17 protein-coding genes are annotated in these 22,200 nt (G+C 71.0%); 12 read left to right on the top strand and 5 right to left on the bottom strand.

Annotation, left to right across the window (positions count from 1 at the left end; translation table 11 throughout):
- Positions 1–166 precede the first annotated feature (166 nt).
- The 10 genes from AB0959_RS50025 (at position 167) to AB0959_RS49980 (ending at position 13,066) form a co-directional block, all read left to right on the top strand.
- Complete coding sequence (locus AB0959_RS50025) at positions 167–1,078, top strand: aminoglycoside phosphotransferase family protein (RefSeq protein WP_366833668.1); 912 nt, start codon at positions 167–169, stop codon at positions 1,076–1,078.
- Positions 1,079–1,173: 95 nt separating this feature from the next.
- Positions 1,174–2,418 (top strand): FAD-binding protein, encoded by a 1,245-nt coding sequence (locus AB0959_RS50020; protein ID WP_366833667.1) that lies wholly within the window; start codon positions 1,174–1,176, stop codon positions 2,416–2,418.
- A gap of 224 nt (positions 2,419–2,642) precedes the next feature.
- The gene (locus AB0959_RS50015) at positions 2,643–3,887 is read left to right on the top strand and encodes an ROK family transcriptional regulator (protein ID WP_366833676.1); all 1,245 of its coding nucleotides are present in this window, start codon (positions 2,643–2,645) and stop codon (positions 3,885–3,887) included.
- 394 nt (positions 3,888–4,281) lie between these two features.
- Positions 4,282–5,547 carry a sugar ABC transporter substrate-binding protein gene (locus AB0959_RS50010; RefSeq protein WP_366833666.1) on the top strand — a complete coding sequence of 422 codons (1,266 nt, stop codon included), beginning with the start codon at positions 4,282–4,284 and terminating at the stop codon, positions 5,545–5,547.
- Positions 5,548–5,567: 20 nt separating this feature from the next.
- Entirely contained in the window at positions 5,568–6,533 is a 966-nt protein-coding gene (locus AB0959_RS50005) for a sugar ABC transporter permease (protein WP_366833665.1), read from the top strand.
- A complete protein-coding gene (locus AB0959_RS50000; protein WP_366833664.1) occupies positions 6,530–7,414 on the top strand; it encodes a carbohydrate ABC transporter permease in 885 nt (294 codons plus the stop codon). The genes AB0959_RS50005 and AB0959_RS50000 overlap by 4 nt, the downstream gene beginning before the upstream one ends.
- A 12-nt stretch (positions 7,415–7,426) precedes the next feature.
- The gene (locus AB0959_RS49995; RefSeq protein ID WP_366833663.1) at positions 7,427–10,318 is read left to right on the top strand and encodes a glycoside hydrolase family 2 TIM barrel-domain containing protein; all 2,892 of its coding nucleotides are present in this window, start codon (positions 7,427–7,429) and stop codon (positions 10,316–10,318) included.
- 105 nt (positions 10,319–10,423) lie between these two features.
- Positions 10,424–11,455: an ATP-binding cassette domain-containing protein gene (locus tag AB0959_RS49990; protein WP_366833662.1), complete on the top strand. Its 1,032-nt coding sequence runs from the start codon at positions 10,424–10,426 to the stop codon at positions 11,453–11,455.
- 1 nt (position 11,456) lies between these two features.
- Positions 11,457–12,260 (top strand): ABC-2 family transporter protein, encoded by an 804-nt coding sequence (locus AB0959_RS49985; protein WP_366833661.1) that lies wholly within the window; start codon positions 11,457–11,459, stop codon positions 12,258–12,260.
- Between the two features lie 5 nt (positions 12,261–12,265).
- Positions 12,266–13,066, top strand: a complete 801-nt coding sequence (locus tag AB0959_RS49980; RefSeq protein ID WP_366833660.1) for an ABC-2 family transporter protein — start codon at positions 12,266–12,268, stop codon at positions 13,064–13,066.
- Between the two features lie 475 nt (positions 13,067–13,541).
- Here the strand turns inward: AB0959_RS49980 and AB0959_RS49975 are convergent, their stop codons facing one another.
- The 3 genes from AB0959_RS49975 to AB0959_RS49965 form a co-directional block, all read right to left on the bottom strand.
- The gene (locus AB0959_RS49975; protein ID WP_366833675.1) at positions 13,542–14,834 is read right to left on the bottom strand and encodes a VWA-like domain-containing protein; all 1,293 of its coding nucleotides are present in this window, start codon (positions 14,832–14,834) and stop codon (positions 13,542–13,544) included.
- A gap of 197 nt (positions 14,835–15,031) precedes the next feature.
- Positions 15,032–16,294 carry a MoxR family ATPase gene (locus AB0959_RS49970; RefSeq protein ID WP_366833674.1) on the bottom strand — a complete coding sequence of 421 codons (1,263 nt, stop codon included), beginning with the start codon at positions 16,292–16,294 and terminating at the stop codon, positions 15,032–15,034.
- A 207-nt stretch (positions 16,295–16,501) separates the two neighbouring features.
- The gene (locus tag AB0959_RS49965; protein ID WP_366833659.1) at positions 16,502–18,055 is read right to left on the bottom strand and encodes a hypothetical protein; all 1,554 of its coding nucleotides are present in this window, start codon (positions 18,053–18,055) and stop codon (positions 16,502–16,504) included.
- Between the two features lie 291 nt (positions 18,056–18,346).
- Here AB0959_RS49965 and AB0959_RS49960 point away from each other — a divergent pair, with 291 nt between their 5' ends.
- Positions 18,347–19,666, top strand: coding sequence for a jacalin-like lectin (locus AB0959_RS49960; RefSeq protein WP_366833658.1), 1,320 nt, complete (start codon positions 18,347–18,349; stop codon positions 19,664–19,666).
- A 153-nt stretch (positions 19,667–19,819) separates the two neighbouring features.
- On the opposite strand, the gene AB0959_RS49955 is transcribed toward AB0959_RS49960, so the two are convergent.
- Entirely contained in the window at positions 19,820–20,737 is a 918-nt protein-coding gene (locus tag AB0959_RS49955) for an alpha/beta hydrolase (protein ID WP_366833657.1), read from the bottom strand.
- 235 nt (positions 20,738–20,972) lie between these two features.
- On the opposite strand from AB0959_RS49955, the gene AB0959_RS49950 reads away from it, so the two are divergent.
- Positions 20,973–21,842: a helix-turn-helix domain-containing protein gene (locus AB0959_RS49950; protein WP_366833655.1), complete on the top strand. Its 870-nt coding sequence runs from the start codon at positions 20,973–20,975 to the stop codon at positions 21,840–21,842.
- On the opposite strand, the gene AB0959_RS49945 is transcribed toward AB0959_RS49950, so the two are convergent.
- Positions 21,839–22,021, bottom strand: coding sequence for a hypothetical protein (locus AB0959_RS49945; protein ID WP_366833654.1), 183 nt, complete (start codon positions 22,019–22,021; stop codon positions 21,839–21,841). The two genes, AB0959_RS49950 and AB0959_RS49945, sit on opposite strands and share 4 nt — an antisense overlap.
- Between the last annotated feature and the right edge of the window lie 179 nt (positions 22,022–22,200).

Genomic DNA, 22,200 nt, shown 5'->3' with positions numbered 1-22,200 from the left:
ATAACAGAAATTTCGTTCCCCAGGAGTTTCGCTCCTCAGGAGTTTCGCTCCTCAGGAGTTTCGCTCCTCAGGAGTTTCGTTCCTCAGGAGTCCTCGTCACGGAGGCGGGCGTCGGCCCGTTCAAAAGCGGTTGACGTCCGCGGCGCCCCGCCGCTCCCATGACCGGATGCACACCACCGCGTCCAGCACCGACACCGACCTCGTTCGCCGCCTGCTCGCCACGCAGTTCCCGCGGTGGGCCGGCCTGCCCGTCGAGCGCGTCGGCTCCGCCGGCACCGCGAACGCCATGTACCGGCTCGGCGAGGACATGGTGGTCCGCCTGCCCCTGGCCCCCGGGGCCGCGCTCGACGTCGAGAAGGAACACCGGTGGCTTCCGCGGCTCGCGCCCCTGCTTCCCGTCGCCGTCCCCGTACCACTGGGTCTGGGAGCGCCTGACGAGGGCCAGGCCTGGCCGTGGTCGGTCTACGGCTGGCTCGACGGCGAGCCCCCGGCCGTCGGGCACCTCACCGAACCCGCCGCGCTCGCCGAGGATCTGGCCGCGTTCGTCACCGCGCTGCGGGGCGTCGACCCCACGGACGGACCGCCGTCCTACCGCGCCGAGCACCTGGCGGACCGGGACCGGGTGACCCGGGCCGCGCTGGCGGAGCTGCGGGAGGTCATCGACACCGACGCGGCGACCGTCGCGTGGGAGGCCTCCCTGGGCGCCCCCGCGTGGTCCGGGCCGCCGGTCTGGCTCCACGCGGACCTGCAGCCCGGGAACATGCTGCTGGCCGAGGGGCGCCTCAGCGCGGTCATCGACTTCGGCTGCCTGGGCCTGGGTGAGCCCGCCGTCGACCTGATCGTGGCCTGGTACGTCCTGCCGGCCGAGGCGCGAGCCGCTTTCCGGGCCGGCGTGGACGCCGACGACGCCGGCTGGGCGCGCGGCCGCGGCTGGGCCCTGTCGATCGCGCTCCTCGAACTCCAGGCGTACCAGGACTCGAACCCCGTCATGGCGACCCACGCCCGGCACGTCATCGACGAGATACTCGCCGACCACGTGCGCGGTACGGGAACGGGGACGGGGGCCGTACGGGGTTGATCGCGCGGTGCCCTTGGGTTGGGATGCCGTCGTACACGCGTACACGCACTGACACGCGTACGCGTCTGAGCGTGCGAGGGGAAGGGACCCCAGGGATGAGCGAGACCCTGACCAACTGGGCGGGCAACATCACGTACAGGGCCAAGGAGTTGCACCGGCCGCACTCGGTCGAGGCGGTGCGGGCGCTGATCGCGGACAGCGCGGCGGTGCGGGTCCTCGGCAGCGGGCACTCGTTCAACGAGGTGGCCGACCCGGGAAGCGAGGGCGTGCTGCTGTCGCTGACCGCGCTGCCGCCGTTGGTGGAGGTGGACTCGGCGGCACGTACGGTACGGGTCGGAGGCGGCGTCCGGTACGCGGAACTCGCGGCCGTGGTGCACCGGCACGGTCTGGCCCTGCCGAACATGGCCTCCCTCCCCCACATCTCGGTGGCGGGGTCGGTGGCGACCGGCACCCACGGGTCGGGCGACGCCAACGGCCCGCTCGCCTCGGCCGTGCGCGAGGTGGAGCTGGTCACGGCGGACGGGGAGGTCGTCGTGATCGGGCGGGGCGACGCGCGCTTCGGCGGGGCGGTGACGTCCCTGGGCGCCCTGGGTGTCGTCACCGCGCTCACCCTCGACCTGGAACCCGGCTTCGAGGTGAGCCAGCACGTGTACGTCGACCTGCCGCTCGCCGGGCTCGACCACGCGGCGGTGGCGGCGTCGGGGTACAGCGTGAGCCTGTTCACCGACTGGCGCCGGCCGCGCTTCAACCACGTATGGGTCAAGCGGCGCACCGACCGGCCGCTGCCGGACTTCCCGTGGGCGGCGCCCGCGACCGAGGCGGTGCACCCGGTGCCGGGAATGCCCGCGGAGAACTGCACGCGGCAGTTCGGGGTGCCGGGTCCGTGGCACGAGCGGCTGCCGCACTTCCGGGCCGAGTTCACCCCGAGCAGCGGGGCCGAGTTGCAGTCCGAGTACCTGTTGCCCCGGCCGTACGCGACGGAGGCGCTCCACGCGCTGGACGGCATACGGGACGTGATCGCGCCCTTGCTCCAGATCTGCGAGGTGCGCACGGTGGCCGCGGACGACCAGTGGCTCAGCCCCTCCTTCGGGCGGGACACGGTCGCCCTGCACTTCACGTGGATCGACGACACCGCGGCCGTGCTGCCCGTGGTGCGGCGGGTCGAGGAGGCGCTCGACCCCTTCGCACCGCGACCGCACTGGGGGAAGGTGTTCACGGTGCCGTCGCGGGTGCTGCGGGAGCGGTACCCGCGACTGGACGACTTCCGGGCGCTGGCCGGGGAGCTGGATCCCGACGGCACGTTCCGGAACGCGTTCGTACGGGACGTGCTGGGCGGCTGACGCCCGCGCCCGGACACGCGCCCCGCCCGGCGCGCTGGTCGGGCTACGAGGCGCGCTCTTCACGCCATGTACGCTGACGTGCCGCCCCACCACCGGCAGACTTTGTAAACCCCCTTTCCTAACCCCTTGTCGAAAGTCCCCGGCAGGCCATAGCCTTGCGCCGCGCCGGAGCCACGGACGGGCCTGGCCGTGGGCCGGAAGGATCGAGGGAACTCGTGTCGGTGGTGAAGCGCACGTCACGCGACATCCGCACTGCGAACCGCTACGAGGTGCTGCGCCAGATCATCGCCGAGTCGCCCACGTCCCGGCAGGAACTGGCCGCCGCCACGGGGCTGAGCCTCGCCACGGTGGCCACCCTCGTGGGCGAGCTGCTCGAGCTGCGCATGATCACGGAGGTCGGGTTCGAGGACTCGGCGGGCGGGCGGCCACGGGGGCTCGTGGCCGTCAACGCGTCGGGGGGCGCGTTGATCGGCGTGGACATCGCGGAGACGTACGTCCGCGTCGAGCTGTTCGACCTGGGGCTGAACGTGCTCGCGCGCGCCGACGAGGACATGCGCCCGGGTGAGAGCCGCCCGGAGCAGGTCGTCGGCCATGTCGCGGCGGCCGTTGGCTCGGTGGTCACGCAGGCCGGGGTGGAGGGCGCCCGGGTGCTGGGCGTCGGGGTGAGCGTGCCGGGGCAGGTCGACCGGGACACCGGGCTCGCGGAGTACGCCCCGAACTGGGACTGGCACGACGTGCCGCTGCTCGACCTGCTCACCGAGCACATCGCCTACCCGCTGTACCTGGACAATCCGCTGCGCGCCTGCGCGGTCGCCGAGCAGTGGTTCGGCGCGGCCCGTGGGCGCGGGGACGCCGTGGTGGTCAATCTGGGCACCGGAGTCGGGGCCGGCCTGGTCCTCGGCGGCGGGTTGCACCGGGGGGTCAGCAACAGCGCCGGCGAGTGGGGGCACACGACCCTCGTGCTCGACGGGCGGCTGTGCCACTGCGGCAACCACGGCTGCGTGGAGACGTACGTCGGAGCGCCCGGGATCATGCTCAACCTCAGGGAGCTGAGCCCGAAGAGCACGCTGCTCCACCCCGAGGACCAGACCGCCACCATCAACGAGCTCGCCCGCGGGGTCGCCGCACAGGATCCGGTGGCCCTCAAGGTCGTCCGCGACACGGCCCGTTACCTCGGCGCCGGTATCGCGGACCTCGTCAACCTCCTCAATCCCCAGGTGGTCGTGCTCAGCAGCTGGGTCGCGGCCGCGCTCGGCGAGCCGCTGCTGGCCGAGGTGCGCGAGGCAGTGGCCCGGCACGCGCTGCATCGCCCGTACGCGGCGACCGAGATCGTCCTGTCCCCCATCCCCACCGATCCGGTGTGCCTGGGAGCCGCGACCTTCGCCCTGGAGGGGGCGCTCTCCTCGATCAGCCAGCGGCCGGCCCGACGCACCGCCGGAGCGAGGAGCCGTGCCACGCCTACCGCGTGACCGTGTGACCGTGTGAGGCCCGTCGGCCACGCGCCCGCCCCGGAGGGTGGGCGCGAGCCGCGGGCACCCCTGAACGAGGGCCGCCGGACCCTGACCCGGCGGCCCTCCACCTCCTTGATCCAGCACAGATCCAGTACGGATCCAGTACCGGATCCAGCACCGGATCCAGTACCGGTTCCAGTACGGGATCCACTCCGGCGCGCCCCTTTGCACCGCCCCGCCGCACCGCCCCACGTTCGACATCCCGAACCGGATACAACGCTTCGTGCAGACTTCGTTCAACCCCTTGCCGAAGCCTTAGCCGAAGGTTAACGTCCCGCTCCGCACCTCCCTTTCAGCCATCTGGCGCTGAGCGAGCAGAGCCGCAGCCGCATTTCGAGACAAGGACGTCAGCATGTCGGCATTGAGCAACAGCAACTGGGACCGCCGAAACGTTCTGCGGGCCGCCATGGGCCTGGCCGCCGCCGGCGGACTGGCCGCGTGCGGCAGCAACACCGGGCGCGGGGGCGGGTCCGGTTCGGGCAAGAACCTCGTCCAGTACTTCCACGCGTACGGCGAGGCCGGTGTCGAGCAGGCCGTCAAGCGGTACGCGAAGGCGTACGACAAGGCCAACGTGTCCACGCAGTGGATCACCGGCGCCAACTTCGAGCAGAAGCTGTTCGCCGCGCTGCTCACCAAGAACGCGCCCGACGTCTTCGAGTTCCACCCGCAGATCCAGCTCGTCAAGAGCGGCCAGGTGGCGGACCTGAGCGACATCATCGACCCGGTCAAGGACGACTTCAACCCGGCCGACATCAAGTCCCACACGGTCGACGGGAAGATATACGGCGTCCGGATGATCGACGACCCGCAGTTCTTCTTCTACCGGCCCTCGATGTTCGAGAAGGCCAAGGTCGAGGTGCCGACCACGCTGGAGGAGCTGATCGAGGCCGCGGCCAGGCTCAAGACCAGCAAGGTCAAGGGCGCCTTCCTCGGCAACGACCTCACCCCGGTCCAGTCGAACGTGATCTGGTCGGCCGGGGCCGACACCCTCACCGCGGACAACAAGCCCGCCTTCAACACCGACGAGGTCGCCGAGGGCCTGAAGCAGCTGCGTTCCCTGTTCACCAGCGGCAACCTGCTGCTCGGCGCGCCCGCCGACTACTGGGACCCGTCGGCCTTCACCCAGGGCCTGACGGCGATCCAGTGGTGCGGCATGTGGGCCATGCCGGTCATGCAGAAGGCGCTCGGCGACGACATCGGCATCTTCCCCTTCCCGAAGGTCGGCTCCGCCGGCAAGCAGTCGGTCACCAACGGCGGCTGGTCGATGTTCGTCAACGCCAAGGGCAAGAACGTCGAGGCGGCCAAGGAATACGTCAAGTGGCTGTGGATCGACCAGAAGAAGTACCAGGAGGACTTCGCCACCTCCTACGGCTTCCACATCCCGCCGCGCGCCTCCCTCGCCCAGTCGGCCACCAAGCTCAAGACCGGCCTCCCGGCCGAGGGCGTGAAGCTCTTCAACGAGTTCGGCCACTTCGACAACATCGGCTGGACCCAGGCCATGATCTCCGCGATCAACGACGTGATCGCGAACTCCGTGCGCAAGAACGGTGACCCGAAGGCCCAGCTGGCCGCCGCCGAGAAGAAGGTCAACACCGAGCTCAAGAAGCTCTTCGGATAGGCCGCCGGACGGATCTGGACATGTCGACCACCACCACGCGCGGGGTCGCCTCCCCCGCCCCGGCCAAGGCCTCCAAGGCCCGGCCGCGGCGGGGCCTCAAGGCGAGCAGCACCTTCAACTTCTGGCTCTTCACCGGTCCGTTCCTGATCGGCCTGGTGATCTTCGTCTTCGTGCCCATCGGCTGGAGCATCTGGCTCAGCTTCTTCGAGGCACGCTTCACCGTCACACCCAGCGATTTCGTCGGCCTCGACAACTACAAGGCGATACTGACGGACACGGACTTCCTGAACTCGCTCGTCACGTTCACCGTGTTCGCCGCGTTCATCGTGCCCGCCACCTGGGCCCTGTCACTGGGCCTGGCGCTGCTGGTCAACCGGCTGCGGTTCATGAGGGCGTTCGCCCGGTCGGTGTTCTTCCTGCCGACCGCGGTCAGCTATGTCGCCGCCTCGCTGATCTGGAAGATGTCCATCTTCAACGGCGTCCGCTTCGGACTCGCCAACACCGTTATCGGCTGGTTCGGCATCGAGAACATCGCCTGGCTGTCCGACCCCAGTCCGCCCTGGTACTGGATGGTCATCGTGACCGTCCGCCTGTGGCTGCAGTCGGGCTTCTACATGATCCTCTTCATCGCGGCGCTGCAGAACATCCCGCGGGAGCTGTACGAGGCCGCCTCCATCGACGGCGCGAAGCCGGGCTGGCAGACCTTCCGGTTCATCACGCTGCCGCAGTTGCGGGCGACCTCGACCGCGGTGATCCTGCTCCTGCTCGTCGCCGCCTACCAGGCGTTCGACGAGTTCTTCAACCTGCTGCCCAAGGCCACCTGGGGCCAGCCGCCCCTGGTCGAGCTGTACAAGATGGCGCTGGGCGAGAACCAGAACTACGGCGAGGGCAGCGCCGGCGCGGTCGTCCTGACCCTGCTGATCTGCGTCGTCACGCTGTTCCAGGGCAAGATCATGGGCTTCGGAAGGGGTGAGGAGTCCAAGTGACCACCACAGCATCCGACGTCAGGAAGGCCACCGCGAAGCCGGCCAAGGCCAAGCGCGGCGGCGTCATGGGCAGCACCGGCCTGTACATCGCGACCGGTGTCGCCGTGTTCCTCTTCCTGATCCCCTTCTACCTGATCATCCGCAACGCGCTGATGACGGACCCGGAGATCACGGGCGAGAACTGGAAGTGGTTCCCCACCAGCATCCAGTGGGGCAACATCACCGAGCCGTTCAACGACGTCACGGTCGACTTCGCCCGGTCCCTGTGGAACTCCGTGGTCGTCGCCGTCCTGCACACCTCGGGCATCCTGCTGATCTGCTCGCTGGCCGGCTACGGTCTCGCACGCATCCCCTACAAGCACGCCAACAAGGTGTTCTACGCCGTCCTGGCCACCCTGATGGTCCCCACGGCCGTCACGTTCGTGCCGAGCTTCGTGCTCGTCTCGTCCCTCGGCTGGGTGGACAGTTACCGAGGTCTCATCATCCCGGGCCTCTTCAGTGGTTTCACCTGCTTCCTGTTCCGGCAGTACTTCTTGGGGTTCCCGAAGGAGCTGGAGGAGGCGGCACGCGTGGACGGGCTCGGCTACTGGGGCGCGTACTGGCGTGTCGTCGTGCCGAACTCGCTGAACTTCTTCGCGGCGATCGCCACGATCACCTTCATCAACGGCTGGAACGCCTTCCTGTGGCCCCTGGTCATCGGGCAGGATCCGAGCGCCTGGACCGTCCAGGTCGCCCTCTCCTCTTACATGACCAACCAGACCGTCAACTACCACCTGATCTTCATGGCCACGGCCATTTCCATCCTGCCCCTGGTGTTCGTGTTCCTGTTCCTCCAGCGTTGGCTGGTCCAGGGCATCGCACAGACGGGCATCAAGGGCTGATCTAGGAGTCCGATGTCATTCCGCACCACCTCCACCGACTACGTCGAGGACGTCTCGCCGGGCAGCGGGGCCCTGCCACCGCGCGCCTGGTACGCGTCCTCCGACGCCACGTCCCTGTCGCTGAACGGCGACTGGCGTTTTCGTCTGTCACCGACCGCCGACGCCGAGGACGACTCCTTCGCCGCGGAGGGGTACGACGCCGGGGGCTGGGCGGAGGTGGCGGTCCCCGGCCACTGGGTCCTGCAGGGCGACGGTGCGTTCGGGGCGCCGATCTACACCAACCACCTGTACCCGTTCCCGGTGGACCCGCCGCGGGTGCCGACCGCGAACCCGACCGGTGACCATCTGCGGGTGTTCGACCTGCCTGCCGCATGGCCTGCGGACGGCGGCGCCGTGATCCGCTTCGACGGGGTGGAGTCCTGCGCCCGGGTGTGGCTCAACGGCACGGACATCGGTGAGTTCAAGGGCTCGCGGCTGGCGCACGAGTTCGCGGTCGGCCATCTGCTCAAGCCCACCGGGAACGTCCTCGCCGTCCGGGTCCACCAGTGGTCGGCGGGTTCGTACCTGGAGGACCAGGACCAGTGGTGGCTGCCGGGCATCTTCCGTGACGTGACGCTGCTGCACCGTCCGGCGGGCAGCGTCCTCGACTTCTTCGTGCACGCCTCGTACGACCACGTCACCGGTGAGGGGACCCTGCGCGTCGACTCCGACGTCGACGGCCGCGTCTCCGTGCCCGCACTCGACATCGATGTCTCGACGGGCGAGCCGGTGACCGTACCGGTCGAGCCGTGGAGCGCGGAGACCCCGCGCCTGTACGACGGTGTGCTGGTCACCGAGGGCGAGCGGGTGCCGCTGCGGATCGGTTTCAGGACCGTCGTCCTCGAGGACGGGCTGATCAAGGTCAACGGCAGGGCGATCCTCTTCAAGGGCGTCAACCGGCACGAGTGGCACCCCGAGAAGGGGCGCACGCTGGACCTGGAGACCATGCGTGAGGACGTGCTGCTGATGAAGCGGCACAACCTCAACGCCGTTCGGACCTCGCACTACCCGCCTCACCCGGCCTTCCTCGACCTGTGCGACGAGTACGGGCTGTGGGTCATAGACGAGTGCGACCTGGAGACCCACGGCTTCACCGAGCAGGCCTGGCGCGACAACCCCGTCGACGACGACCGCTGGACCCCGGCCCTGCTGGACCGCGCGGCCCGCATGGTCGAGCGCGACAAGAACCACCCGTCGGTCGTCATGTGGTCCCTCGGCAACGAGGCCGGCACCGGGCGCGGTCTGACGGCCATGGCGGAGTGGATCCACGGCCGGGACGGCTCGCGGCTCGTGCACTACGAGGGCGACTGGAACTGCCGTGACACGGATGTCTACTCGCGGATGTACGCCGACCACGCCGAGGTCGAGCGCATCGGCCAGGGCCTGGACGGAGGCACGCGGAAGAGGCGCGAACTGCCCTTCATCCAGTGCGAGTACGGGCACGCGATGGGCAACGGGCCGGGCGGGATCGCCGACTACCAGCGGATCTTCGAGCGGTACGAGCGGCTCCAGGGCGGCTTCATCTGGGAGTGGATCGACCACGGGATCAAGCACCCCGAGCTGGGCTACGCGTACGGCGGCGACTTCGGCGAGGAGCTGCACGACGGCAACTTCGTCTGTGACGGCCTGATCTTCCCGGACCGGACGCCCTCTCCCGGCCTCGTCGAGTACAAGAAGGTGATCGAGCCGGTCCGCATCGAGGGCGACGCCGCCGACGGCACCGTACGGATCACGAACGCGTACGACTTCGCCGACCTGTCCTCGCTGGCCTTCGAGTGGGCCTACCAGATCGACGGTGAGACGGTCGAGGCGGGCTCGCTGTCCGTGCCCGCGCTCACGCCGGGCGAGTCGGCGGAGGCGAAGCTGCCGCAGCCGCCGGCGAACGGCGGGAGCGGCGAGGCGCAGTGGACGGTACGGGCGCTGCTGGCGGACGACACGGCGTGGGGGCCGAAGGGCCACGTGGTGGCCTGGGCCCAGCTCCCGGTCACCGGACGCCGGCCTGCGCCGGTCGCCGCCTCCACGGCTCCCGTGCCCGGCGAGCGGCTGATCACGCTCGGCCCGGCCGTCTTCGACGCCCGCACGGGCGCGCTGACGTCCGTCGGCGGGGTCGACGTGACCGGGCTGCGCCTGGACGTGTGGCGGGCGACGACGGACAACGACGAGGGCGCGTCCTGGCAGGACGACACGCGCTGGGGTGTGCTGTGGCGCAAGTACGGCCTGCACCGCATGCAGCACCGGCTGGACGCGGTCGAGCTCGGCGACGACGCGCTGACCGTACGGACCCGGGTGGCGCCCGCCGCCTGGGAGGTGGGCCTGCGCACGGTGTACCGCTGGACGTCCGACGGGACACGGCTGAAGCTGACGGTGTCCGTGGCGCCCGAGGGTGACTGGAAGGTGCCGCTGCCGAGGCTCGGCATCCGCTTCGGGCTCGCGGAGGCGGACCGGGTGGAGTGGTTCGGCGGCGGTCCCGGGGAGGCGTACCCCGACACGAGGGCGGCGTCGGCGCTGGGCCGTTGGAACTCCTCCGTGGACGAGCTGCAGACGCCGTACGTGCGCCCGCAGGAGAACGGTGCCCGCGCGGACGTCCGCTGGGCGGAGCTCGGCGGTCTGCGGATCGAGGGCGACCCGGAGTTCTGGTTCAGCGCCCGGCGCTGGACCAGCGAGCAGCTCGACGCCGCCCAGCACCTGACGGACCTCCGGTCCGGTGACACGGTGTGGGTGAACCTCGACCACGGCCAGCAGGGCATCGGCTCGCAGTCGTGCGGTCCGGGCCCGCTGCCGCAGTACTTCCTCACGGCCGGGCCGGCGGAGTTCTCCTTCGTCTTCTCAGGCACGGATCAAGGGACGGGCCAAGGGACGGATTAATCGTTTGACCGACTGATCGACATTCCGCAAGGCTGAATCCGATCCTCCGCGGCCGACCGGCTCCCGCCGGTCGGCCGCGATTCACGTGTCCAGGAGGTTCGTCGCGTGTCCGGAAGCATCGAGGTCCGAGGTCTGTCCCGGACCTTCCACACCACCGTCCGCCGCCCCGGGTTCCTGGGCGCCGTCAGATCCCTGGTCAACCCGGAGCGGGTGGCCAAGCACGCGGTCCGCGACATCAGTTTCGACGTCGCGCCCGGCGAACTCCTGGCCCTGCTCGGACCGAACGGCGCGGGCAAGTCCACCACCATCAAGGTGCTCACCGGCATCCTCACCCCCACGTCCGGCGAGGCCCGGGTCGCGGGCGTGGTGCCGTACGAGGAGCGCGAGCGCAACGCCCGCAACATCGGGGCCGTGTTCGGGCAGCGTACCCAGCTGTGGTGGGACCTGCCGGTGCGCGAGTCGTTCTCGATCCTGCGCGACATCTACGAGGTGCCGAAGGCCGAGCACGCGGCACGTCTGAAGGAGTTCGACGAGCTGCTCGACCTGTCGTCCTTCTGGGACACACGGGTGCGGCACCTCTCCCTGGGCCAGCGCGTACGCAGCGATCTGGCCGCCGCGCTGCTGCACGACCCGCCCGTGGTGTTCCTCGACGAGCCGACCATCGGCATGGACGTGGTGGTCAAGGAGCAGGTGCGCGAGTTCCTGCGGTACCAGGTGAGCGAGCGCGGCCGGACCGTGCTGCTCACCACGCACGACATGACGGAGGTCGAGCGGCTCGCCGAACGGGTCGTCCTCATCAACCACGGGCGGCTCGTCCTGGACGGCCCCCTCGACGAGATCCGCCGCAAGTTCGGCTCGACCTGGCAGGTGCGGGCGACGCTCGCCGACGCGCACGCCGGTGTCTTGCCGCTGCCGGGCATCGCGGTGCTGCGGCAGGACGGGCCGCAGGTCGTGTTCGGCCCCGACGGGCCCGACGCCCCGACCGTGCACCAGGCGCTGAAGGCGGTCATCGAGAGGTACGAGGTGACGGGTATCGCCATCGACGAGGCGGACCTCGAGGACGTCATGCGGGCCGCCTACGCCCAGGCCGGCCCCGTCGCGGAACCGGTCCCGGAACCGGTCGCGGAAGGGGCCTGAGATGGCCGTTCTGCACGCGTGGCGCACCGCCCGCGTCACCCCGCTGGGCGAACTGCACACCCCACCCCGGATGACCGCCGTCCTGCTCCGGCTGGCGGTGCAGGTGGTGCTGGTGGCGTCGCTGTGGCACGGCCTGTACTCGCACACCGGGACCACCGCCGGACTCTCCGAGGACCAGGCGGTCACGTACGCGGTCCTGGCCGTACTCGCCTCGCGCCTGCGGGAGTTGGACCAGTACGCGAACCGGGACACCGTGCTGCAGCACATGCACTTCGGCACGATCGTCTACTGGTACCTGCGGCCGCTGCCGCCGCAGCGCTACCACGCCCTGCGTGCCGTAGGAGAGCAGCTGTACGGGCTCGCGTGGGCCCTGGCCGGATACGTAGTCTGTCTGGCGGTGGGGGTGGTGGAGCCGCCCAGGTCGGTCGCGGTGGCGGGGGTGTTCGCGCTCAGTCTGGTGCTCGGCCAGCTGGTCCTGTACTTCGTGATGCTCGTCCTGGACCAGCTGTGCTTCTGGACGGTGCGCAACAACGCCGCCATGCTCATCCTGATCTTCGCGCAGAACCTGCTGTCCGGGGTGTACGCGCCCCTGTGGTTCTTCCCGGACTGGTTCATCACCATGAGCGGGTTCCTGCCCTTCCAGGCCACGCTGAGCGTGCCGCTGTCGCTCTACATCGGGCGCATCCCGCTGTCGGACGCACCCCAGCAGCTGGCGATCCAGGCCGCCTGGGTCGTGCTGCTCTTCCTGTTCACCCGTTTCCTGTGGCGGCGGGCCGCCCGCCGTGTCATCTCCCAAGGAGGCTGAGGCCTGTGAACGGCGTCCGGATCGCATGGCGCATCACGGTGCTCAACTTCCGTGCCCAGCTGGAGTACCGCACCGAGTTCCTGCTGATGATCGCGATCGGCGCGATCTGGCAGGTGTCGGTGATCGTGTTCGCGACGGTGCTGCTGTCCCGGTTCACCGGGATGGGCGGCTGGGACAGTTCGGACGTGTTGCTGATCCCGGCGACGCGGATGCTCGCGCACGGGTTGTTCGTGCTGGTGCTCGGGCGGATGCACTACGTCGGCAGGCAGATCCAGGAAGGGAAGATCGACACCTACCTGGTACGCCCCATGCCGGTGTACCGGCAGGTCCAGCTCTCCTACTTCCCCACCAACGCGATCGGTGACCTGACGGTCGCGGTGGGGCTCATGGTGGGCGCGCTCAGCCGCAGCGACCTGGACTGGACGGCGGGCCGGATCTCGTACCTGGTCGCCGCGGTCATCGGCGGCATGCTGCTGGAGGCGGCCCTGTTCGCGGTGGTGGCCTGCGCCGCCCTGCGCTTCCCGGCCGCCGACTACTGGGGCCGATGGCTGGAGGAGTTGCTCGGCACGTTCGGCAGCTATCCACTGAACGTCCTGCCCAAGGCGGTGGGCGGCTTCCTGACGTACGGGCTTCCGCTCGCGTTCGTCGCGTACTTCCCGGCCGCCGTCCTCACCGGCCATGGCCACGACACCGGTGTCCCGTACTGGCTGGCGGCGCTCTCACCGCTGCTGGGCGTGCTGGCCTACCTGGGGACGCGGCTGCTGTGGCGGTGGAGCCTGTCGCACTACACGGGGGTGAATGGGTGACGGTTCCCTCCGGGGGTGGCCGGTCGTCGGACTCGTCTGCCGGGTACCTGTCGGTGGGCGGCCGCGGGTTCGTCGTGGCTGGTCGCGCCCACGCGGCGGAGCCGCACATCCAACACGGCCCCGCGCCCCTGGAAGAGCATGGGCGCACCCGGCACCACGACGTACGCGGCAGACGCGTACGGACGTGAGGGGGCGTGCCGGGAGGTGTCCGCCCGCAGCGGCCGGCGTCCGCCGCCGAGGAGCTGAACACCCCACAGAACCGCCGGGCCGAGGACGGAGACCTCCCGGCGCGCCCCCGACTCACGCTTGCGTTGGCCGCTGCCTTGCGCACTGTCATGGTGCCGGATCTCCGTGCGCCCGCACCCCGGCGGAGCGGGCCCGGACCCCGCGCCGATCGACCTCACAAATCGGGCGTTCAGCGATGACGGCCGCGAGCTGATCATCACTGATGGCTATTCCGCGCCACCGCGCTTCCTCAGCCGATGGCGACGACACGTGCCCAGGGCGGCGGGGTGTCCGGGACGTAGTCGGGGTTCTTCTCATCCATGGCGCGGGCGGGCCGGGGGAAGAGACCGACGACGGTGCGGCAGGGCGGCTGTGCGGAGGGCCACGGCGTCTGACCGTCCGTCAGGGCGACGATCACGTCCGGGCGTGGCCGGGAGCGGAGCGCCCGGGCGAAACCGGAGCGCAGATCCGTCCCCCCGCCGCCGACCAGCTCGATGTTCTCCGCGCGGCAGAGCGGGACGGCGACCCCGGCCGCGGCGTCGCAGGAGATCACCGTGACCAGGTCGCGCCGCCCGCCCACCGAGCGGGAGATCGCCGCCACCTCCAGCAGCGCGCTGCCCAGCTCGGCATCGCTCACCGAGCCGGAAGTGTCGATCACGACACAGACCCTGGGCGGTGTACGGCGCAGACTCGGCAGGAGCACCCCGGGGACAGCGGCCGAGCGCCGGGACGGTCGCCGGTAGCTGTGGTTCTCGCCCGTCCCCGGCGCGCCCACCGCCGAGCGGACCGCCGCCCCCAGCAACTGCCGCCACGGCTGCGGCGGATGGAACGCCTCGTCCGCCCACCGGCGCCATCCCTCCGGCGCGTCGCCCGGCCGTCCCTTGATCCCCTCCGCCACCCGGAAGCGGACCGCGTCCCGCTGCTGCCTGCTCAGCCCGTGTGCCCCGTCGGGCCCCAGCTCCCACGGCCGGTCCTGCCCGTCGGCGCCGCTGCCGCAGTCCAGCCAGGCCAGGTCCGCGGTGAGCCCGGACATCGACGCGGTCCGCAGGTACTCCTCCATCAGCAGCCCGGTGGGCAGCCGCAACAGCGAGGGCAGCACCGCCCCGGCGGGCAGGGGCAGACCGTCGCCGTAGATGTCGTCGTTGATCTCGAAGTCGGCGGCGATGTTCCGCCGCAGCCTCCCCCAGCCTTCGGCCGGGGGGACCCCCACCTCGCTTCTCCCCCAGCCTTCGGCCGGGGGGACCCCCACCTCGCTTCGCTCGCGCGGCCCGTGCTCGCCGTGCTCCCCGTGCTCCCGCGCATACCGTTCGCCCCGCCCGTGGTGGTCCCGGAGCAGATGGGAGACCTCGTGCACCCAGACCCCCGCCAGCTCCTCCACCGGGGTGCGCACCACGAAGCCGGGTGAGACGTAGCAGCGCCAGTGCGCGTCCACCGCCATCGTGGGCACAGACCGGTCCTCCACCACGTGCAGCGCGAAGAGCGCGTCGGCCAGATAGGGACGGACCTTCACCGCGTGCAGCCGGGCTGCCAGCAACTTCTCCATGTCCAGCGGGAGTCCGGGCCGGTCGAGCGGCCCGCCGGAGCCGACCGGCGGGCCCGGCACGGTGGCCCGCACGGGGCGCGGCGGCGCGGGCCGGGACATCGGGCGCGGCAGTGGGCGCGGCCCCGAGCGCGGCTCCGGGCGCTTCGCGGCCCCCGTCATCGGCCCGCCCGCCCCCGTCGCCCGCCCGGAGGCCCTCGTCATCGGCCCGCCCCCGTCGCCCGCCCGGAGGCGGCCGCCGCCGCGGCGCGCCCCACCGACCGGTCCGCCCGTCGGGCGAGACCGACGATCCCGGCCAGCCGCTCCACCGCCTCCGGCACCTCCCAGTCGTCGCGCCGCAGGGCGGCCAGCGCCGTCGCCGGGGCGACCAGCAGGTCGGGAGCTCCGGTCTCCAGCGCCCGGACCAGCACCGCCCAGCCCGCATCCCACCGCTCGCGCTCCGGCCGTGCCCCGACAGCGGCCACCACTCCCTCCAGCGCCGCCTGACGCAGATCGCCCCGCACGGGCAACTCGGCGGAGGCCGGATCGGCCAGCAGCGACTCGGGGTCCGGCAGGTCCATCCGGTCCAGATGGGCGAGGAGTTCGAGCCCCGGCCCGTCCCCCACCGCGCCCCGCACCAGCAGCGCCAGCACCTCCCGCGAGACGGAGGCCGCCGTACCGAAGGCCAGCAGGGTCAGCGCGGCCTCCCAGCTCCGGGGCGAGGGCCAGGCACCGCCGCGCCGCGTCTCGGAGTTCGGCAGCCGGTGGATCAGCGTCGGCCGGGCCTTCAGGAAGCCGCAGACCGCGCGCCGGGCCAAGGCCACCGCCTCCGGCAGCCGCTCCGGCACCAGCCGGGGCAGTTCCGCCCGGGGCCAGACCCCGCCCAGCCCGCGCACCACCACCTCCCGGTCGTGCGCCCAGTGCAGATGCACGAACCGGTTGGCCAGCGGCGGGCTCAGCTCCCACCCGTCCGCCGCCGACGCGCGCGGATTGGCGGCGGCGACGATCCGCACCCCCGGCGGCAGTCGCAGCGCACCGACCCTCCGCTCCAGGACGACCCGGAGCAGTGCGGCCTGAACGGCCGGGGTGGCGGTGGAGAGCTCGTCCAGGAAGAGCAGCCCCCGCCCGGCCCGCACGAGCTCCACGGCCCAACGCGGCGGCGCCATCGGCACCCCCTGCACCGCCGGATCGTCGCCCACGATGGGCAGACCGGAGAAGTCGGACGGCTCGTGAACGCTGGCGATCACGGTGGTCAGCGGCAGGTCGAGAGAGGTGGCGAGCTGCGTCAGGGCCGCGGTCTTGCCGATGCCCGGCTCGCCCCACAGCAGCACGGGCAGGTCGGCCGCGACGGCCAGGGTGAGCGCTTCGAGCTGCTCGTCGGGGCGGGGCTCCGTCGTGGTCGTCCGCAGGAGGGACAGGAGGTCGTCGGCGACGGCCAGCCGGGTGCCGGTGGTGGATGCGTCGCCCGGCGTGGGTTCGGGCATGTCGGCGGCCAGGGCCGGGGCGGACAGGAGGGTGTTGGAGGTCATGGGCATCACCTGGGGTGGGATGGGAACGGGACGGCCCGTCCGGGATGTCGTGGAGGCGTGCGGCGCGGAACGCGCGGCACGGAGAAGGGACTTCGGCACCTTCGGCACCTTCAGCAATATCGGTGACGTCGGTGACGTCGGTGACGTCGGTGAAGCAGCCGGTCAGCGGGCCAGGCCGGTGCGGGGCCGGGCCGGGCTGCTCCGCTTGTGGCGCACCGCGAGAGGCGTACGGCGGTCGAGCCGGGGACGGTGACCCGCCTCCGCGTGCCCCCCGCCCGGGTCGTTCGGGCCCCTGGCCGCACCGGCACCGGGGTGCACGGCGACCAGCCCCGAGCGGAAGAGCCCGTGGTCGATACGGCGAGCCGCGGCCGACTCCAGTTCCTCACGGAGCGGCCCGTCGCGCAGGATCGCACCGGGACCGAGCAGCCCCTCGACCACAGCCAGCGCCCCGGCGACGTCGCCGTGGCGCAGTCGCTCCCGGACCGCGGGCAGTGCCTCCGGATCGCGGTGCACCGCGTCGATCGCCCGCAGGCAGGGCAGCGCGGGCCCGCCGAGCGCCACCAGCAGCTCCTCCCGGCGCAGTTGGCCCTGGTCGTGATCGATCGCGGTCAGCACCCCGTCCCGCAGCGCGATCCGGTGGACCTCGCCCCGGCACTCCACCCGGTGCGGATCGCCGGGCTCGGGGGCGGGGTCGGCCACCGGTGCCGAGCCGGACGCCGCCAGTGCTGCGGCGACGAGCGGATGCAGCCGCTCGGGCGCGACCAGTCCGGCCCTCAACAGTTCCAGATCCGGCAGCCCCCGGGCCGCCGCCTCCGGTAGCACCGGAAGCGCCGCGGCCTCCTGCGGCGGCAGCGCCTCCCGCAGCGGCCGGAACGTCGGGGCATGGCTGTCGTCGGGGGCGACGAGTTCGAGCACGGCGCGGCTCCGTGCACCGAGCCGCACGGTGAAGGCCCCGCGAGGGCGCCCCTCGGCCCGCAACAGCAACTCGGCCTCGGCGGCCCAACGTGCCACCGCCCACGGGGAATCGTGGACGGTGGGCAGCTCGGTCCACGCCTGCCGATCCGGCAGGCCCGGCAGGCCCGGCAGGCCCGGCAGGCCCGGCCCGCCGGGTGCGTGGGGCTGATCGGGCGGCGCCATGGACGGTGCCCCGCCCGCACCGCACCGCCGTCCCAGCTCGCCGCTCCGCCCGACGTCCCAGAGATGCCGGTGCAGGTCGAGCCGGAAACGCCGTTCGGGATGCGGATGCGGATGCGGGTGCGGATGGTGCCAGGGAGCGTCTTTCCCGGCCCCTTTCCCGGATCCTTCCCACAGAGCCAGCGACATCCGCTGTCCGGCGTCAGCCCAGGCCGGCGGTGTCCGCACCACCAACTGCAACCGCGTGGCGCCAGAACTGCGGTAACGGGCCAGAGAGACGGTGAGGCCGGGCCGGAGCCGGCCGTCGGGGGCGATCCGGGGCATGTGCCAGCGGAGCAGATCCGGTGCCAGCCGGCGCAGATCCGCGCGGAGGCGGGCGACGAGATCGGTGCCGTGGCGGTGGCGCACGGCGCGCAGATCGAGATCGACGTCGATCCGGGCGGCGGCGCAGGCCCCCGCCCAGTCACCGACCGCACGCCGTGCGGTCGCGGTCTCGATCATGGACGGTGGCACGGCGTACTCGCGCACGCGCTGCCACATCAACAGGTGGGCCGGAAACTCGTTCGCGAAGTGATGTGCCATCAGCACTCACCCTGCGCGAACGATTCCCCCAATCCGTACGAGGAGAAGTTCTTCATCTCCTGCATCGTAACCACCCCGATGACGATCTGTCGTCCCCATAAACCACCCGTCGGCCGTCCGTGCCGGCACGGGATCACCGTGCCGGAGCCGGGCCCCGGCCCATCACCGAATTCCTTTCCTCTCTCTTCTCTGTTCTCTCAACTGACCTCGTGGGTCACACTGTTCGGGTCAAGCTGAGTGTCGCTCACCTTTTCCCTCCGTTCCCTCCTTCTCCTTCAGGAGACACCCCCCATGAGAAGACTCATCGGCGCCCTGGTGGCCGGTGCGCTGGCGGTCACCGGCCTCGCCGCCGGCGGCTCGGCACCCGCGGCCGCCGCCACCACCGGGTCCTTCAACGTCCTGACGTACAACGTCGCCGGCCTCCCCGAGGGGCTGAGCTCCGGCCACCCGGAGACGAACACCCCGCTGATCTCCCCGCGCCTGGGGGCGTACGACATCGTCAATGTGCAGGAGGACTTCAACTACCACGCTGCCCTGTACGCCGGCGACAACCACCCCTACCGCACCGCCACCAGCGGTGGCGTGCCCTTCGGCGACGGCCTCAACACCCTCTCGGACCATCCCTTCGAGGACTTCGAGCGGGTGAAGTGGAACAACTGCACCGGCACCAACTGCCTGACGCCCAAGGGCTTCTCCCTGGCGCGAATGCGTCTCGCCGAGGGCGTCTTCGTGGACCTCTACAACGTGCACACCAACGCGGACGACACCGACGACGCGCTCGCCGCCCGCCGCGCCAACGTCGAGCAGCTCTCGGACTTCATCCAGGCGAACTCGGCGGGCAACGCGGTGATCGTCATGGGCGACACGAACACGCGGTACACGCGCTCGGGCGACAACATCCGCACGCTCGTGAACGAGAACGGCCTGACGGACGCGTGGGTGAAGCTGGTGAAGGGGGGCACGCCCCCGGCCCAGGGCAGTGACGCGCTCGTCTGCCCGACGACGGCGCCGACGAACGACTGCGAGGTCGTCGACAAGGTCCTCTACCGCGGCAGCAAGCTGCTCACCCTGAACGCGACCCGCTACAACAACGAGTGGTCCTCGTTCCTGGACTCCGCCGGCGGCAACCTCTCCGACCACTTCCCGCACACGGTCGACTTCTCCTACACCCTCAACTCGTCCCTGCGGGCGAGCGACTTCTTCGGCGGCCCGCACGGCACGGCGTTCAACGACGCGGACGACCTTCCGGCCACGGTGTCACCGCGCACCCTGACGCTGCGCGGCGGCACCCGCCTGGACGCGGTGTCGCTCACGCACGACGGCGGCACGGTCCTGTCGCACGGCGGCACGGGCGGCACGGGCACCTCTCTGACCCTCGCCGCCGGCGAACACCTCACCTCGGCGAAGCTGACGCAAGGCCAGAAGGACGGACGCACGCGGATCTTCTCGGCGGCCTTCACGACGGACAAGGGCCGTACGCTGTCGAGCGGTACGGCGACGTCGGACACGAAGACCTTCACCGCCCCCTCCGGCTGGCAGATCGTCGGCTTCACGGGGCGGGCGGGGGACGAGATCGACAAGCTGGGCGTGCTCTACGCGCCGATCGGCTGAGCCCCCCACCTCTCTCAGACGCACCTCCGCCCGGACAGTCCCGCGCGTCCTGTCCGGGCGGAGTTCCGTCGCCGCCGGCCGGCAGGCACCGCCGAGCAGAGGGAGCACCACCATGGTTGCCTCTGCTGCCCGTGGGTCCGGAGTGGCGGGTGGTCACCCCGCCAGGTGCTTGCCGAAGAACCCGGCGAGCTTGGCGACGGCGGGGGTGACGTATTCGTCCTTGTCGTACAGGTCGATATGGGTGGCACCGTCGATGACGACCAGTTCCTTGGGCTGGGCCGCCTGCGCGATCGCTTCCCGGCTGAAGTAGGCGCTCTCCGCCTCCGAACCGGCGATCATCAGCAGGGGGCGGGGCGAGATCAGCTCGATCATCGCGTACGAGTCGTACTGGGCGAGCTGGTCGACGCTGCGCAGCATCCATCCCTGGACCGCACGAGGGTGGTAACCGCGCGGGGTGCAGTAGAACTCGAACGTCTCGCGGAACTGCCGGGTAGCGGTCTCCAGCAGCTCCTCGGCGTTGTCGGGAATCCATGCCACCAGCTCCGGGTCCGCGCCGCGTGCCTCGGCGGTGCGCGCCGCACCGGCCTGGTCGAGCAGGGCCTTGAGGATCGCCGGGTCCTGGGTGCGGCCCAGTCCTTCACGGATCACCGAGCCCATGTCCACGGCGCTGACCGTGGCCACGCCTTTGATGCGGTGGTCGGTCTGTGCGGCGTAGGGGACGTAACCGCCGGAGGCGCAGATGCCCAGGGCTCCGATACGGTCCGGGTCGATGTCGTCACGTGTGGTCAGGTAGGTCACGGCGGACTTGATGTCCTCGGCGCGCTGGAAGGGGTTCTCCATGCCGCGCGGCTCGCCCTCGCTCTCGCCCTGGTAGGCGGCGTCGAAGACGAGCGCAGCGAATCCGGCGCGGGCCAGGCGCTCGGCGTAAATGCTCGGGCCCTGCTCCTTCACGCCGCCTCCCGGGTGGGAGATGACGATGGCCGGCAGCCGACCGTCGACGTGGTCGTCGGGGGTGAAGAGAATCCCGGCGAGGGCGAGATCGTTACTGGGGAACGTGACGCTGGCCTTCACGGTCTGTGTCTCCTGGTGCAGGTGGGGAAGTGCTGTGACCGCGACGGCGCGGATTCCTCCGGCAGGACCTCCGGCGGGGCCGTCGTCTTCGGGGCGGTCCGTCCGCCGGCCACGTCATCGACACTCACACGCGGAACGCGGGCGAGTAAGAGGCTTCTTTTGTCCCCGGACACCGCGGTCCTGGGACAAGGCAGGCCCACTGTCACTGGACCGGCGGGCTGTAACACTTGTACCCATGAGCAGCAGCAACCCCCGCGACAGCGAACTGGGCGCCTTCCTGAAGGCTCGGCGCACAGAGCTGAGCCCGGCCGAAGTGGGGCTGCCCGACTCGGCCGGCAGGCGCAGGGTCAAGGGCCTGCGCCGCGAGGAGGTGGCCTTGCTGGCGTCGATCAGCCCCGACTACTACACGCGCCTGGAGCAGGGCCGCCGCCAGGCCTCCGAACCAGTGCTGGACACCCTCGCGCGTGTCCTCCGGCTTGATGACAGTGAGCGTGCCTACATGTTCGAACTGTCCGGCCGGGACGCCGCCCGGCCGCGTCGGCGCACCACGCAGAAGGTCCAGCCGCAGCTGCAGCGCCTCCTGGAGGACCTCTTCACCACGCCGGCCGTCGTCCTGGGCCGCCGCACGGACATCCTCGCCTGGAACGCCATGGCCGCCGCCCTGTTCACCGACTTCGCGCGGATCCCGGAGAAGAAACGCAACTTCGTACGGCTGGTCTTCTGCGAACCGGCCATCAGAGCGCTGTACCCGGACTGGGAGTGGGTAGCGCAGATGACCCTGGCGCAGCTGCGCATGGAGGCCGCCCGCGATCCGAAAGATCCGCGACTGGCCGAACTGGTGGGCGAGCTGTCGCTTCAGGACCCCGACTTCCGGCACTGGTGGGGCGCCCACCGCGTCGCCACTCAGGGATCGGGCACGAAAACGCTGAACCATCCCGTTGTCGGCCCGCTCACCCTCGACTGGTCCTTCCTCACCTCCACCGACGACCCCGACCAGCAGCTCATCACCCTGACCGCCGAGCCCGGTACACCCAGCCACGACCGTCTGCGCATCCTCGCCTCATGGGCCGCGCAAGCCGCCGACCACCCGATTGCGGACCGTTAGCAGATCGGGCGGCCTCGCTCTCCGCGGCCGGGCCCCGGAACAGCCGCCGTGGTGAGGTTGAGGCGGGTGTCCATGTCGCGGTTCACCTCCCTGTACGGGCGCACATGGGACCAGAACAGCGGGGTCAGACCACGCCGGGCGACGGGGGTGAGGATGCCCTGAAGCATCAGGGTGTTCACAGGCGGACTGGAGGATCCGCAGGCACGGGGTGACAAGACGGCCGGTGAATCGCCCTTTGCGGCCGGTGACACGGTTCTTACCGCCACATCGGCCGTGAGTTCAGCGTGACTGAGGTGCTTTCACTGGGAACCCACGGCGTCGGTGCGCTGCCCGACACGGAGGACACTCAGGTAGCGGC

Source organism: Streptomyces sp. NPDC046862, from assembly GCF_040704615.1.
In the GTDB taxonomy this organism is placed as follows: Bacteria; Actinomycetota; Actinomycetes; order Streptomycetales; family Streptomycetaceae; genus Streptomyces.
Note: the sequence above shows the minus strand (reverse complement) of the source record. Positions and strands in the feature narration are given on the sequence as shown.